This window comes from Latilactobacillus fragifolii, from assembly GCF_905332535.1.
In the GTDB taxonomy this organism is placed as follows: Bacteria; Bacillota; Bacilli; order Lactobacillales; family Lactobacillaceae; genus Latilactobacillus; species Latilactobacillus fragifolii.
The window spans coordinates 147,897-163,217 of record NZ_CAJOCF010000004.1 but is presented as its reverse complement, the minus strand read 5'-3'; the positions used below and the strand labels follow the sequence as shown (position 1 = coordinate 163,217).

Annotated in this window: 12 protein-coding genes; all 12 read left to right on the top strand. The window is 42.8% G+C overall.

The genetic code is table 11. The features are described 5' to 3' along the window. The first annotated feature begins 99 nt into the window (after positions 1–99). The 12 genes from hprK to J7Q78_RS06815 all read left to right on the top strand — a co-directional run bounded on the left by hprK (position 100) and on the right by J7Q78_RS06815 (position 15,320). Positions 100–1,041, top strand: coding sequence for an HPr(Ser) kinase/phosphatase (gene hprK / locus J7Q78_RS06870; protein ID WP_154242579.1), 942 nt, complete (start codon positions 100–102; stop codon positions 1,039–1,041). A 151-nt stretch (positions 1,042–1,192) separates the two neighbouring features. Then, on the top strand, positions 1,193–2,026 hold the full coding sequence (lgt, locus tag J7Q78_RS06865) for a prolipoprotein diacylglyceryl transferase (protein ID WP_208422257.1): 834 nt from the start codon (positions 1,193–1,195) through the stop codon (positions 2,024–2,026). 27 nt (positions 2,027–2,053) lie between these two features. Beyond that, positions 2,054–3,082 carry an NAD(P)H-dependent glycerol-3-phosphate dehydrogenase gene (locus J7Q78_RS06860; protein WP_154242581.1) on the top strand — a complete coding sequence of 343 codons (1,029 nt, stop codon included), beginning with the start codon at positions 2,054–2,056 and terminating at the stop codon, positions 3,080–3,082. A gap of 112 nt (positions 3,083–3,194) precedes the next feature. Further along, positions 3,195–3,605: a tetratricopeptide repeat protein gene (locus tag J7Q78_RS06855; protein ID WP_235688072.1), complete on the top strand. Its 411-nt coding sequence runs from the start codon at positions 3,195–3,197 to the stop codon at positions 3,603–3,605. A gap of 87 nt (positions 3,606–3,692) precedes the next feature. Continuing rightward, entirely contained in the window at positions 3,693–4,613 is a 921-nt protein-coding gene (gene trxB, locus J7Q78_RS06850) for a thioredoxin-disulfide reductase (RefSeq protein ID WP_208422256.1), read from the top strand. A 211-nt stretch (positions 4,614–4,824) separates the two neighbouring features. After that, a complete protein-coding gene (locus tag J7Q78_RS06845; RefSeq protein WP_208422255.1) occupies positions 4,825–6,549 on the top strand; it encodes a phospho-sugar mutase in 1,725 nt (574 codons plus the stop codon). A 112-nt stretch (positions 6,550–6,661) separates the two neighbouring features. Further along, positions 6,662–7,294, top strand: coding sequence for a YfbR-like 5'-deoxynucleotidase (locus J7Q78_RS06840; protein WP_208422254.1), 633 nt, complete (start codon positions 6,662–6,664; stop codon positions 7,292–7,294). Between the two features lie 362 nt (positions 7,295–7,656). Further along, positions 7,657–9,660: an excinuclease ABC subunit UvrB gene (uvrB, locus tag J7Q78_RS06835; RefSeq protein ID WP_154242585.1), complete on the top strand. Its 2,004-nt coding sequence runs from the start codon at positions 7,657–7,659 to the stop codon at positions 9,658–9,660. 12 nt (positions 9,661–9,672) lie between these two features. Beyond that, positions 9,673–12,525, top strand: a complete 2,853-nt coding sequence (gene uvrA, locus J7Q78_RS06830) for an excinuclease ABC subunit UvrA (protein WP_208422253.1) — start codon at positions 9,673–9,675, stop codon at positions 12,523–12,525. A 144-nt stretch (positions 12,526–12,669) separates the two neighbouring features. After that, on the top strand, positions 12,670–13,206 hold the full coding sequence (locus J7Q78_RS06825) for an HdeD family acid-resistance protein (RefSeq protein WP_154242587.1): 537 nt from the start codon (positions 12,670–12,672) through the stop codon (positions 13,204–13,206). A gap of 198 nt (positions 13,207–13,404) precedes the next feature. Continuing rightward, on the top strand, positions 13,405–14,289 hold the full coding sequence (gene rapZ / locus J7Q78_RS06820) for an RNase adapter RapZ (RefSeq protein WP_154242588.1): 885 nt from the start codon (positions 13,405–13,407) through the stop codon (positions 14,287–14,289). After that, entirely contained in the window at positions 14,286–15,320 is a 1,035-nt protein-coding gene (locus J7Q78_RS06815; protein WP_154242589.1) for a gluconeogenesis factor YvcK family protein, read from the top strand. The genes rapZ and J7Q78_RS06815 overlap by 4 nt, the downstream gene beginning before the upstream one ends. Position 15,321: the final 1 nt, after the last annotated feature.

Genomic DNA, 15,321 nt, shown 5'->3' with positions numbered 1-15,321 from the left:
TTTTTAAGTTCTAGAAGAAAACGCCTACATTAAAGTTGAAAAATCACCTTAAAAGCAATATGATAGAGGATATAAGTGAAAACGAAGGACGGGTAACGCATGGCTGATAGTGTTTCAATTCAAAAACTAGTCACCGATTTAAAATTACAAGTATATGCTGGCGAGGCGCATCTAAAAGATAAAGCAGTGACGGTGAGTGATATTTCCCGTCCAGGGCTCGAATTAACGGGCTATTTTAATTACTACCCTTATGAACGCGTTCAATTATTTGGGCGGACGGAAGTTTCATTTACGCAAAACATGACACCGGAAGAACGGCTAATGATTATGCGCCGCATGGCTTCTGAAGATACCCCGTGTTTTTTGGTCTCACGCCAATTAGAACCACCGATGGAGATGCTCAAGGCAGCTGAAGAGGCGGGAATCCCCGTGTTAGGTTCGAATTTATCGACAACGCGGTTATCGAGTTTAGTAACTGACTATTTGGAAGGCAAGCTAGCTGAACGGCGCTCAATGCATGGTGTGTTAGTTGATATTTACGGTTTAGGGGTTCTAATTACTGGCGATTCAGGGGTTGGTAAGAGTGAAACGGCATTGGAATTGGTTAAACGGGGCCATCGGTTAATTGCTGATGATCGTGTGGATGTTTATCAACAAGATGAACAAACGGTTGTTGGTGAAGCCCCCGCCATTTTACGCCATTTACTTGAAATTCGCGGTATTGGCATTATCGATGTGATGAACCTCTTTGGCGCTGGTGCCGTGCGGGCTGAAACATCGATTTCCTTAATTGTCCACTTACAAAATTGGGCGCAAGATAAGAAATATGATCGCTTAGGTTCAGACACTGAAGAACAGATGATTTTCGATGTGCCAGTTCCGAAGATTACGGTTCCCGTTAAAGTTGGGCGAAACTTGGCAATTATTATTGAAGTAGCGGCGATGAACTTCCGGGCCAAATCAATGGGGTATGATGCAACGAAAACCTTCGAAGCCAATTTAGGTAAGCTAATCGAAGCGAATTCCGATGAAGAAGAATAGTTAAAAGTCAGAAAAGTTCGTTAAATATGGTAGGTCTAATGACTAGTTTGAGCTATACTGTTAGAAAGACAGTGTTCAAGCTAGTCTTTTTTATTAGATTGCGGTTAAAGCGTCAGTTTTAAAAAGCACGTTTATAAAAGGAGCGAATAATTTGAATCTACTATTAGGCGCATTAAATCCAATCGCGCTACGATTGGGTGTATTGGAAATTCATTGGTATGGTGTGATTATCGCAACCGGCGTCGTTTTAGCTGTGATTTTAGCCTTACGAGAAGCTAAACGCCGGTTTGTCAGTGAAGATGATATTTTAAATTTAATTTTATGGGCGTTGCCGTTTGCCTTAATTGGGGCGCGGCTGTATTACGTCGTTTTCGAATGGTCGTATTACCAAGCCAATCCTGGTGAAATTATTCAGATTTGGCACGGTGGAATTGCGATTTATGGTGGCTTGATAGCAGCTGCAATTGTGTTTATTATTTATTGTCGGCGGCATGCACTATCGCCATGGTTGGTGTTAGATATTGCGGCACCAACTGTGATGATTGCGCAAGCAATCGGGCGTTGGGGAAACTTTATGAATCAAGAAGCCTATGGGGCACCAACAACGTTGCACTTTCTCCAATCGTTACACTTGCCTAATTGGGTGATTCAACAGATGTTAATTGATGGCATGTATCGCCAGCCAACGTTTTTATATGAATCAATGTGGAATGTGTTGGGATTTATCATCATTATGAGTATTCGCCATCGGACAGGTTGGTTTAAACAAGGTGAAATCTTATTTAGCTATTTAATTTGGTATTCGTTTGGCCGATTTTTTATTGAAGGCATGCGGACTGACAGTTTATTCATCGGTCCGTTGCGAATCTCCCAGATTGTATCGATCGTCTTATTCTTTGGTGCAATCGGGCTTTGGATTTGGCGGCGGCAACACAGTCAGTTACCGGATTATTTAGCTGGTAATCAAGTAAAAGGACAGGAATAAGGATTCGTTTAAAAGGAGAATTATCAGATGACAGTAAAAATTGCAGTTTTAGGAGCCGGTTCATGGGGCACCATCTTAGCAAATTTATTAGTGGAAAATGGCCATCAAGTTGAACTATGGGGCAATGATCCGCAAAAAGTGGCTGAAATTAATGAACACCACACCAATACCCATTATTTACCGGATTTTAAAATTGATCCTAAGTTACACGCAACGGTCGACCTTAATGTTGCCCTTGATCAAGTTGACGTTGTCTTGTTTGTGATTCCAACGCAGGCAATTCGTGCGGTGGCCGAACAAATCGTTCCAGTTATGGTGGCCAAAAAAATAAAACCGGTGATTGTCACCGCGTCTAAAGGGCTTGAACAAGGCACCCATAAACGGATCTCGGTAGTTTTGGCAGAAGCCATTCCAGAGACCAATCGCAATGGGATTGTTGTGTTATCAGGGCCTAGTCATGCTGAAGATGTGGCTCAAAAAGACATTACGACATTAACAGCGGCCTCCAGTGACTTGATTCAAGCTCAATGGATCCAGGAAATTTTCATGAATGATTATTTCCGATTATATACAAATCCTGATGTTGTTGGTGTTGAGATGGGGGCTGCTTTGAAAAACGTGATTGCCCTTGGTGCCGGGGCCTTAAATGGGCTTGGTTATGGCGACAATACGAAAGCCGCTTTGATGACGCGGGGGTTAGCTGAAATTTCTCGATTAGGGGTTGCAATGGGCGCTAACCCATTAACCTTTATCGGCTTATCCGGTGTTGGTGATTTGATCGTGACTGGGACCAGTGTACATTCAAGAAATTGGCGGGCGGGAAATGCCCTTGGTAAGGGCCAAAAATTAGCTGATGTACTCGCAAACATGGGCATGGTTGTCGAAGGGGTTGCAACGTGTAAAGCTGCCTATGAATTGGCCCAACAACGCTCCGTTGAGATGCCAATCACGCGGGCCATTTACAATGTATTGTATGAAGACTGTGATATTAAATCTGAAATTGCGCATTTAATGCGTCGTTCAGGTAAGCCTGAAATTGATTTTGACGAGATTTAAAACTTTTTAACAAATAAAGCGGCATCATTTTGGAATGCGTATCGCACCCATCAGCAGAGTGTGTTATGATGATTAGCGTTGAGAAAAAGGCTAAAGGAGAACCGATTACTTTATGGGCGATTTGGTATCTGTAAGACCAACTTGTGAGTTTTATTTTGACCGAGGGATGCAGGCGTTTGAACGGTTCCAGTACACACGCGCATTAACGTGTTTGCAACGGGCGAAGTCGCTGGCTAAGACCAAAGATGATTACATCTTTGTAGTGTGCCAATTGGCGATTTGTCTGGAATCGGTTGGCGACTATCATGGGGCGGCAACCGCCTTGGAAGAAATTCCGTCCGCCAACTATCAGCGTCATCCGGAGTTACAGTATTTTTTAGCAACGGCGTATGCCTTTTTAAACCAGACGCAGGCTAGCTATGAATTAGCGACTGCTTATTTACAAAGTGACGATTCGGATTTTGATGCCGAAGCCACTGAATTATTACAAGCGTTAAAACTAACAAGTCCATCAAACTGGTAAAACAGTTTGGTAGACTTTTTTTTACATAACAGGTAAGATACATTCTATGAAGAACGAGTACTTTTTAAAAGTAAGGGGATAATAGCGATGGCTAAAAGTTACGATGTAATTGTGATTGGCGCAGGACCTGGTGGGATGACCGCTGCTTTATACGCTTCACGGGCGAATTTATCTGTGTTGATGTTGGACCGCGGGATTTATGGGGGCCAAATGAATAATACAGCAGAGGTCGAAAATTATCCCGGTTTTAAATCAATCCTTGGGCCTGAATTAGGAGAAAAGATGTATGCTAGTGCGACTCAATTCGGGGCTGAATACGGTTATGGGACGGTCAACGCAATCGAAATCCAAGGTGACATGAAATTAGTGCACACTGATGAAGGCGATTTTGAAGCCCGTTCAATCATCATCGCAACGGGGTCAGAACACAAGAAGATTGGTATTCCAGGTGAAGACGAATTCAGCGGCCGTGGTGTGTCGTACTGTGCGGTCTGTGATGGGGCTTTCTTTAAGAATAAAGAAGTCGTTGTCATCGGTGGGGGCGATTCAGCGATTGAAGAAGGCCTTTACTTAACCCAATTAGCCAGCAAGGTGACCGTCATTCATCGGCGTGATGAATTACGTGCTCAAAAGATTTTACAAGATCGTGCATTTGCTAATGACAAGATGACCTTCATCTGGAATGCACAAGTGACTACTATTGAAGGTGACGACAAGAAGGTAACCGGTGTTACTTACGTTGATAAGACAACTGGTGAAACGAAAGAAGTTGCTGCCAGTGGGGTCTTCATCTATGTTGGGATTGATCCGATGACCAGTGCCTTTGATGATTTAGGGATTTTAACGAATGCCGGTTGGATTAAAACGGATGACCACATGGCAACGAGGATTCCTGGCATCTACGCAATTGGTGATGTCCGTGAAAAAGATCTCCGCCAAATTACAACCGCGGTCGGCGATGGGGGCATCGCAGGCCAAGAAGTATTTAAATACTTACAAAGCATCTAGTTTAAGCGGAAGTTGTTGCAACCTAAAAAACACATCCTAGCGGTCGACTAATTTTAGTCGACCGCTTTTTTATATTGGGGAGATCATGATTGGAAAGGATTAGTGGCGTTATTAGATTGAAGCACATCGCCGCACAACCGATACTTTAGGAAAGCGGTTGATTATGATATACTTAAAATTAGCTTTTAGACTAAAACGTGGGGGTTACACAATGAGTTGGCAAGATAATTATGCAGTTTGGAATAAACAAACAGAAATGGATTTACCTTTAAAAAAAGCACTCAACGAAATGGCAAACGACCAAGATGCATTAGAAAAGGCATTTAGTGTGCCAATGGAATTCGGGACAGCCGGGATGCGTGGCATTTTAGGGCCTGGGATCAACTGTATGAACATATACACAGTGCGCCAAGCCACGGAAGGCCTTGCCCAATTTATGGAAACATTACCAGAAGCGACTAAAAAGCGGGGCGTGGCCATCAGTTTTGATTCACGGTATCAATCTGAAACATTTGCGCATGAAGCAGCACGGGTTCTAGGGCAGCATCAAATTCCAACGTTCGTTTTTGATGCCCTCCGCCCAACACCAGAATTATCATTTACCGTCCGGCACTTACATACCTATGCGGGCATTATGATTACGGCAAGTCATAATCCTAAGCAATACAATGGTTACAAGATTTATGGCGAAGATGGCGCCCAAATGCCACCTAAGGAATCTGATTTAATCACCAGTTATATTCGTAAAGTAACTGATTTATTTGCCATTGAAGTTGCCGATGAAAGTGCATTGCGCGAAGCCGGGTTAATGACTTTGATTGGTGAAAATGTTGATCAAGCATACTTAGCTGAAGTCAAGAAAGTCACCATCAACCAAGAATTAGTCGATACTGTTGGTAAGACAATGTCCTTGATTTATACGCCACTTCACGGCACGGGGAAAGTCCTTGGCGAACGGGCTTTACGACAAGCTGGTTTTGAACAATTCACGATGGTGGCCGAACAAGCGGTTGCTGATCCTGAATTTGCAACGACCCCATTTCCTAATCCGGAATTCCCACAAACATTTGATATGGCTATTGAACTAGGTAAGGCACAACAAGCCGATTTGTTGATTGCGACTGATCCAGATGCCGACCGTTTAGGTGCTGCTGTGCGTCAACCAGACGGTAGCTACCAGTTGATGACGGGGAATCAAATCGCATCTGTTTTATTACGTTATATTTTACAAGCTAGCAAAGATGCTGGTGCATTACCAGCTAATGCCACCGTTGTTAAGTCAATTGTGTCAACTGAATTGGCAACAAAGATTGCAGCTAGCTACCATGTCAAGATGATTGATGTCTTAACTGGCTTTAAATTTATCGCTGAACAAATTCAACACTTTGAAGACACAGATGATAATACATTCATGTTTGGCTTCGAAGAAAGCTATGGCTACTTAGTAAAACCATTCGTTCGCGATAAAGATGCAATCCAAACATTGGTCTTATTAGCGGAAGTCGCAGCTTACTACAAGTCAAACGGCAAGACATTGTATGATGGCATTCAAGAATTGTACGCTGAATACGGCTACTTTGCTGAACAAACGACCGCGGTTGATTTTGAAGGCGTCAATGGGCCCCAACAGATGGCCGACTTAATGGTTAAATGTCGTGAAGAAAGCCCAGTTGAATTTGCTGGCATCAAAGTGGCCTCAGCAGAAGACTTCCAGACACAAACGCACACTTTTGCGGACGGTCATACCGAACCAATCAATTTACCAACCGCTAACGTTTTGAAATATCATCTAGAAGATGGCACTTGGATTGCCATTCGCCCAAGTGGGACTGAACCAAAAGTGAAATTCTATGTGGGGACATCCGCTGATGATGCCGCAACAGCTGACTTGAAGTTAGCAAACTTCGAAAAAGCAATTCATGAACTGGTAAAATAGACAGAGCTTCTGTTTTACATTTTCGGATAACTTACCTATAATGAAGAACAGCAAATAGACGGACTACGGCGTTAGTCGGTCTATTTTTGTAAGAAAAAGGAGGTACTTTGGCATGGGTATGCATCAATATTTGCAAGGTTTGAATAATTTGGAGACACTAAATCGCGCACCAGGATTGTTTAAATATCAAGAACATTCCGTTGCGGCGCACTCCTTTAAAGTGACAGAAATTGCCCAATTACTAGGTGATATTGAAGAAGAAAACGGGCAGACGATTAACTGGCAAGTGTTGTACGAACGCGCACTTAACCATGATTATACGGAGCGCTTTATCGGAGACATTAAGACGCCGGTCAAATACGCAACGCATGAATTACGGACGATGTTGGCCAATGTCGAAAGTTCACTAACCGCGAACTTCATTAAAAATGAAATTCCCGATTTCTTACAGGAAAGGTATCAACGCCGCTTAAGTGAAGGGAAAGATGAAACTTTAGAAGGTCAATTATTAGCAGTTGCCGATAAAATTGATTTGCTTTACGAATCATTTGGTGAAATCGAAAAAGGGAATCCCGAGAACGCTTTTTTGGGAATTTTTGCGGAAAGTTTAAAAACCATCATGCAATACCAAAACCTCGCATGTGCGCGTTATTTTATTCAAGAAATCTTGCCTGACTTACTGAGTGAAGATTTTGCCGATCGTGGGAAACTCACGCAACTGGTCCGGCAAACATTATCGGAATAAGCGTGCGTCAAAAGCGATTATATTGCGAGCATTCGCCTGGTGGAGCTAAGCCCAGCAGTATGCTTTTGAAAGCACGTTTCGACTTAAAGTGTGTGAAAACGTGCCATTCAAAGCATCCGCTTACGTTTAGCTACGTCCAGCGAACAATCATACGCGCTTATTCACTAGACTAGGCTAATTTCCAGAGGATAACCGCTTTAAACAGCACTCTGGCGAAAGTATGTTCGGTGTGGTAAAATGTAAATGACTTAAAAGACAAGAAAGATAATTCTTTATAAAATCGGTAAGTAGACGTTATGGTGGAAGGCAACTTCTCCCGGGCGTCTTCTTTTATCGCTAGCAAATGGCAATGGAGGCTTTTGATGATTGAACGACAGAATGATAACCAATTTGATTTAGTGGCGCCCTATGAACCTGCTGGGGACCAACCAGCGGCAATTGAAACGTTAACTAAGAATTTTGAGGCCGGCGCGAAAGCGCAAGTCTTGATGGGGGCAACTGGGACGGGGAAGACTTTTACGATGTCGAATGTCATCAAGAACTTAAACAAACCAACGTTAATTATTTCGCATAATAAGACGTTGGCAGGCCAGCTCTATGCTGAGTTTAAGCAATTTTTCCCGAATAACGCGGTGGAATATTTTGTCAGTTACTATGATTATTACCAACCAGAAGCTTATGTGCCTTCTAGTGATACCTATATCGAAAAAGACTCGAGTATCAATGACGAAATCGATAAACTACGGCATTCAGCGACAAGTGCACTGTTGGAGCGCAACGATGTGATTGTTGTCGCTTCTGTTTCATGTATTTTCGGGTTAGGTGACCCGAACGAATATCAAGATCATGTCCTTTCATTACGACCGGGGATGACAATTGAGCGTAATGATTTATTAAGACAACTGGTTGATATTCAATTTGAACGCAACGATATTGATTTTCAACGGGGGCGTTTCCGCGTTCGGGGCGATGTCGTCGAGATTTTTCCGGCTTCACGTGACGATCATGCGTTACGAGTTGAATTTTTCGGCGATGAGATCGACCGGATTGTCGAAGTGGACGCGTTAACTGGTGAAGTAATGGGGGAACGTGAACATGTGGCAATTTTCCCTGCCACCCATTTTATGACCAGTGAAGAAAAGATGGCCAAAGCTATCAAGAGTATCAAGGCTGAATTAGAAGATCGGCTAACAGAATTGAAAGCGGATGGTAAGTTATTAGAAGCACAACGTTTAGAACAACGAACCAATTATGATCTTGAGATGATGCAAGAAATGGGTTATTGTTCGGGTATTGAAAACTATTCACGGCATATGGAAGATCGGGCTGCGGGAGAACCACCGTATACCTTACTGGATTTCTTTCCGAAAGATTCCATCATGATGATTGACGAATCACATGTGACGATGCCTCAGATTCGCGGGATGTATAACGGCGATCGTGCCCGTAAGCAAATGCTAATTGACTATGGTTTCCGGTTACCAAGTGCACTTGATAACCGGCCGTTAACATTGCCCGAATTTGAAAAACATGTCAATCAAATTATGTATGTTTCGGCAACCCCTGGTCCTTATGAAGCTGAACAAACCGACATTCAAGTTGATCAGATTATCCGACCGACTGGCTTGTTAGATCCCAATATTGAAGTTCGGCCAATTATGGGACAGATTGATGATTTAGTTGGTGAAATTAACAAGCGGATTGAAAAGAACGAACGGGTCTTTATTACGACGTTAACCAAGAAGATGGCGGAAGATTTAACCGATTATCTTAAGGAACTAGGTATCAAAGTGCGTTACTTGCATAGTGATGTCAAGACCTTGGAACGGACAGAAATCATTCGTGATCTGCGACTAGGTAAGTTTGATGTCTTGATTGGGATTAACTTATTGCGGGAAGGCATTGACGTTCCAGAAGTTTCGTTAGTGGCAATTTTGGACGCCGATAAAGAAGGCTTCTTACGAAGTGAACGTTCATTAATTCAAACGATTGGCCGAGCATCACGGAATCAAAATGGCCAAGTATTACTGTATGCGGATAAAATTACTGATTCGATGCGCAATGCGATGGATGAGACGAAACGACGTCGCTCGATTCAAGAAGCCTATAATGATAAACACCACCTAACGCCAAAGACCATCATTAAACCCGTTCGGGATGCAATTTCGGTTGTTCAATCAGTTGAACATCCTGAAGAAATTAAGATGACCAACGAGATTGATTTTGATAGTATGTCGAAGGCTGAGAAACTTGAAATGGTTGAACGGCTATCCGAACAAATGCGGATAGCAGCTAAGAAGCTTGACTTCGAACAGGCTGCAACACTGCGGGATACCATCTTAGAGATTAAGAGTGAAATTGACTAAAAGAGGTAAAGCATGGCAAATGATAAAATCGTAATTCATGGTGCGCGCGCGCATAATTTAAAAAATATTGATGTCACAATTCCACGTGATAAATTAGTGGTTGTGACGGGACTGTCGGGCTCTGGGAAGAGTTCGTTAGCCTTTGATACCTTATATGCCGAAGGACAACGGCGCTATGTCGAGAGTTTGTCGGCTTATGCGCGCCAATTTTTAGGACAGATGGATAAACCGGATGTGGATTCAATTGACGGGCTCAGTCCAGCGATTTCAATTGATCAAAAAACAACTTCTAAAAATCCGCGTTCAACAGTCGGAACAGTTACGGAAATTAACGACTACCTACGACTTTTATGGGCGCGGGTTGGGCACCCAATCTGTCCCAATGACGGCACTGAAATTAGTAGTCAATCCGTTGAACAGATGGTCGACCGCGTCTTGGCACTACCTGAGAAGACGAAACTACAAGTGATGTCACCGATTATTCGCGGTAAAAAAGGGCAACACAAAAAAGTATTTGAAAAAATTCAACGAGAGGGCTACGTCCGCGTGCAAGTTGATGGCGAAGTCATGGACGTTAGTGCCGATATCGAATTGGATAAGAATAAAAAACACGACATTAATATTGTTGTGGATCGAATCGTTGTGAAAGACGGCGTTCGGTCCCGTTTATTTGATTCGTTCGAAGCAGCGTTGCGTTTATCAGAAGGTTATGCAACTGCCGATATCATAGGCGGTGAACAACTACTTTTCTCAGAACACTATGCTTGTCCAATTTGTGGATTCACGGTTGGGGCATTAGAACCGCGTTTGTTTTCATTTAACGCGCCATTTGGGGCCTGTCCCGACTGTGACGGTTTAGGTGTTAAGTTAGAGGTCGATATGGATTTAGTGATTCCTGATACGAGCAAGACATTGCGTGAAGGCGCCATTGCGCCATGGAATCCAATTAGTTCGCAATATTATCCACAGATGCTTGAACAGGCTTGCAAGTCGTTTAAAATCGACATGGATCGGCCATTTAGCAAATTAACCCCCCGGCAAAAAGACATTATTTTAAATGGTTCGCAAGGCAAGGATTTCCACTTCCATTATGAAAATGATTTTGGTGGGGTTCGTGATGTGGATGTGCCATTTGAAGGGGTGTTAGCCAATGTTGACCGGCGCTACCGCGAAACTAACAGTGATTTTACGCGGGCTCAAATGCGGACTTATATGACTGAGTTAACATGTCAAACTTGTCATGGGGCCCGTTTAAATCGACAAGCTTTGGCTGTTAAAGTGGGTGGTCAAGATATCGCTACCGTTTCAGATAATGCCATCAAAGAAGCTTTACCATTCTTCGACCAACTCAAACTTTCTGAAAAAGACAGTGTTGTTGCGCAACCAATCTTGAAAGAAGTTCACGATCGATTGACGTTCTTGATCAACGTTGGCTTGGATTATTTAACGCTGAGTCGTTCAGCTGGAACCCTTTCTGGTGGAGAGGCTCAACGGATTCGGTTGGCCACTCAAATTGGTTCGAACTTGTCGGGCGTCCTTTATATCCTCGATGAACCATCAATTGGCCTACATCAACGGGATAATGATCGTTTGATTGGGTCATTGAAGAAGATGCGCGACTTAGGCAATACGTTAATTGTCGTTGAACATGATGAAGATACAATGCGTGCGGCCGATTATCTCGTTGATATCGGTCCCGGAGCAGGTGAGCTCGGTGGAGAAGTCATGGCCGCTGGGACGCCAAGTGAAGTTGAACATAACCCCAAATCCTTGACGGGCCGTTATCTAGCAGGTTCCGAGTACATTCCAGTACCGTTAAAACGGCGTAAAGGCAATGGCAAGAAAATTCGTGTGACCGGTGCGGCTGAAAATAACCTGAAGAATTTGACGGTTGATTTCCCATTAGGTGAATTTGTCGTGGTTACCGGTGTTTCAGGTTCTGGTAAGTCAACCTTGGTCAATACGATTTTGAAAAAAGCCTTGGCCCAAAAGATGAATCGGAACTCGGCGAAACCAGGTCAGTATAAAACGATTACGGGTTATCAAAATCTCGAAAAACTGATTAATATTGATCAAAGCCCAATTGGTCGAACACCGCGGAGTAATCCAGCAACGTATACTGGTGTCTTTGACAACATTCGTGATTTGTTCGCTCAAACCAATGAAGCTAAATTACGGGGCTACAAGAAAGGCCGCTTCAGTTTTAATGTTAAAGGTGGTCGCTGTGAAGCCTGCAAAGGTGACGGCATCATCAAGATTGAAATGAACTTCTTACCAGATGTTTATGTGCCATGTGAAGTTTGTCATGGCAGTCGCTATAATTCAGAAACCTTGGAAGTTGTCTATAAGGGGAAGAACATTGCTGAAATTTTAGATATGACGGTCGCTGAAGCAACGGTCTTCTTTGCAAACATTCCGAAGATTGCCCGGAAGTTACAAACAATTGTTGATGTCGGTTTGGGCTATGTCACATTAGGCCAATCTGCGACAACCTTATCTGGTGGGGAAGCACAACGGATGAAGTTGGCCTCCGAATTACAAAAACAATCAACAGGTAAGAATTTATACATTCTCGATGAACCAACGACCGGCTTGCATACCGACGATATTAAGCGTTTGTTAGGCGTTTTGGAGCGCTTAGTTGAAGAAGGTAACACGATTTTAGTGATTGAACATAATTTAGATGTTATCAAGACGGCTGATTACATTATTGACTTAGGGCCTGAAGGCGGCGATAAAGGCGGGACAATTGTCGCGACCGGTACGCCAGAAGAAATTGCTAATGTTAGTGAAAGTTATACTGGCCAATATTTAAAACCTGTTTTAAAACGAGATACAGCGCGCACAATTGCCGCACAGAAGTGACTAATAGAATCCGTTTAAAAAGCGGACGGTCAGGCAGCATCATTTCTGCCTTAACCGCCCACTTTTTTTGTTTTACTAAATATAGTTGTCGATTGCACTTAAAAAAAGTATGATAAAGGTATCAACAATGAGAGGTGATTGGGAATGTTTAGAAAAAATGAATGGCACTTTGATTGGTCAGAGTTTATGACGGGAATTATTTTCTTAATCGTTGCATACTGCTTGTTTAATCAACCGGGTAAGACATTATCTGGGTTGGTCATTGTGATTGCGATTGCGGCGATTATTCGGGGGATTGCGAAGATTAGTGCGTATAGCCGGTTACGACAAGAAACTGGCATACGTGCCACTTTAATGTTGGTCGATGCCATTGTCGATGTCATTTTGGGTATTTTGTTTATCTTGAATATTCCAGCTGGTGTGGCCGCTTTAGGTTATATCTTTGCATTCTGGTTCTTGTTCGATTCAATTGTGGCATTATTGAATGTAAGCCACCTCAAGCAATTTAATACAGGCCTATACATCGTTTCGATGATTCTGAATATCTTAGGCGTCATTGTGGGGATCTTATTGTTAATGGATCCAGTCGTAACCGCTGTGACGATGGTGACTTTGGTTGGTTTTTACTTTGCTTTCTTTGGCATTAACGCAATTATCATTGCGTTTGCAAGACGACTATAACGGTTAATTGACTAATCGCGGAACAATTCATTTGTTTCGCTTTTTTTTTATGAAAAAATAAGCTCTTTCAAATGCCTAGTTATTGGGAATGAATTCGATTTAACGACATTAAATAGTACATGATGCACGTTTTGATAGCTTTCAATGACACGCCAGGAATGTTACAATAGTAAAAGTGAAAACTTAAGGGGTGGTCTGATGACAGATACATTGAACTTAGTAGTGATTACAGGGATGAGTGGTGCTGGGAAAACCGTCGCTATGCAAAGTTTTGAAGATCTAGGTTATTTTTGTGTTGATAATATGCCACCGACATTACTGCCTAAGTTTTGGGAATTGGTCAAGGAGTCCGGCAAAGTCACTAAGATTGCATTAGTCATTGATTTGCGCTCACGTGCTTTTTACGATGAGATCATTGAAATGCTTGCCAACCTTGATAACACGCAATTTGTGACGACTAAGATTCTTTTCTTGGATGCATCAGATGAAGAATTGGTTTCGCGATACAAAGAGACACGCCGCTCACATCCACTAGCGATGGAGGGGCGTTTAATGGACGGCATTCAAAAAGAACGGCGCCTATTAACTGAAATTCGCAATCGGGCCCAGATGGTGGTTGATACTTCAACCATGTCACCACGCCAATTAAGAGAAAAGATTTTTCATGTGTTCAAGACGGCCGTTAACCCGTCATTTCATATTGAAGTGATGTCATTTGGGTTTAAATACGGTTTACCAATTGATGCGGATATCGTTATGGATGTTCGTTTCTTGCCGAACCCCTACTATGTACCAGCGTTTAAAGAATTAAATGGTTTAGACCAACCAGTTAGCGACTATGTCATGGCGCAACCGGCTACTGAAAAATTCTATGAACAATTTAGTGGGCTGTTAAAAGATATCATGCCAGGTTATCTCAAAGAAGGTAAAACAAGTGTAACCATTGCGATTGGCTGTACCGGTGGCCAACACCGTTCAGTAGCACTTGCGCAACGCTTAGCTGACGATTTATCGTTCGATTATCCGGTTGACGTGACCCACCGAGATATGAAGAAACGCAAGGAAACGGTTAATCGGTCATGACAGCCACTAATCGGATTATTCGGGTCATTAAAGGGCGCCGACCAAAAGTTGTTGTGATTGGTGGCGGAACGGGGTTACCGGTTATTTTAAAGAGTCTCCGCGAACAAAATGCGGATGCCACGGCAATTGTCACGGTTGCAGACGATGGCGGTTCTTCTGGCGTAATTCGCGATTACATTAATGTTGTGCCACCTGGTGATATTCGGAATGTATTAGTGGCCTTGTCGGATTTACCACAGTTAACGCTCGATATTTTTCAATACCGTTTTAAATCACACGATGCCTTTTTCTCAGGACATGCGATTGGTAATTTGATTATTGCAGCATTATCTGAAATGGAATCAGGTATTTTTGACGCTGTTCAACGATTATCAGAAATGATGGCGGTTGACGGTCATATTTATCCCGCGGCCAATGTTGCGCTGTCGTTAAATGCTGAATTTAAAGATGGTACCCAATTAACAGGGGAATCTGAAATTACGGCTGCGCGCAAGCAAATTAAGCGCGTCTGGGTCTCGAAAACGGATCAAAATGATCTTGTAGCACCAAAAGCTGTTCAACAAGTGATTGATGCGATTTTAGATGCCGATGTAGTTGTTTTAGGTCCCGGGAGTTTGTTTACCAGTATCTTACCGAACTTAATGATTGAGAACTTAGGGGCAGCGGTTAAGCAAACTAAAGCGGAAGTGATTTATATTTGTAATATCATGACGCAAAAAGGGGAAACGGAACATTTTACCGATGCCGATCACGTTCGCGTGTTGCACGACCATCTTGGACAGAATTTTGTGGATACGGTTTTGGTCAATACGGCACAAGTTCCTGAAAACTATTTGGATCATCAAAAGTACGATGAAATTCTTTGGCCGGTTGAACATGACTTTGAAGCGTTACGAGAATTAGGGTGTCGAGTGATTTCCGATAATTTTTTGAAATTGAAAGATCATGGTGTGTTCCATAATGGACAAAAAGTAGCGAGTGAAATTATGAATCTTGCTTTCCAGGTCAACACAGCTAAGCGAGGTGAATAAT

What these genes read in the sequence shown, in the direction of transcription:
- J7Q78_RS06855 (WP_235688072.1), top strand. Translation starts at nt 3,195, where the DNA reads ATGGGCGATTTGGTATCTGTAAGACCAACTTGTGAGTTTTATTTTGAC.
- J7Q78_RS06860 (WP_154242581.1), top strand. Translation starts at nt 2,054, where the DNA reads ATGACAGTAAAAATTGCAGTTTTAGGAGCCGGTTCATGGGGCACCATC.
- trxB (WP_208422256.1), top strand. Translation starts at nt 3,693, where the DNA reads ATGGCTAAAAGTTACGATGTAATTGTGATTGGCGCAGGACCTGGTGGG.
- hprK (WP_154242579.1), top strand. Translation starts at nt 100, where the DNA reads ATGGCTGATAGTGTTTCAATTCAAAAACTAGTCACCGATTTAAAATTA.
- uvrB (WP_154242585.1), top strand. Translation starts at nt 7,657, where the DNA reads ATGATTGAACGACAGAATGATAACCAATTTGATTTAGTGGCGCCCTAT.
- J7Q78_RS06840 (WP_208422254.1), top strand. Translation starts at nt 6,662, where the DNA reads ATGGGTATGCATCAATATTTGCAAGGTTTGAATAATTTGGAGACACTA.
- J7Q78_RS06825 (WP_154242587.1), top strand. Translation starts at nt 12,670, where the DNA reads ATGTTTAGAAAAAATGAATGGCACTTTGATTGGTCAGAGTTTATGACG.
- rapZ (WP_154242588.1), top strand. Translation starts at nt 13,405, where the DNA reads ATGACAGATACATTGAACTTAGTAGTGATTACAGGGATGAGTGGTGCT.
- uvrA (WP_208422253.1), top strand. Translation starts at nt 9,673, where the DNA reads ATGGCAAATGATAAAATCGTAATTCATGGTGCGCGCGCGCATAATTTA.
- J7Q78_RS06815 (WP_154242589.1), top strand. Translation starts at nt 14,286, where the DNA reads ATGACAGCCACTAATCGGATTATTCGGGTCATTAAAGGGCGCCGACCA.
- J7Q78_RS06845 (WP_208422255.1), top strand. Translation starts at nt 4,825, where the DNA reads ATGAGTTGGCAAGATAATTATGCAGTTTGGAATAAACAAACAGAAATG.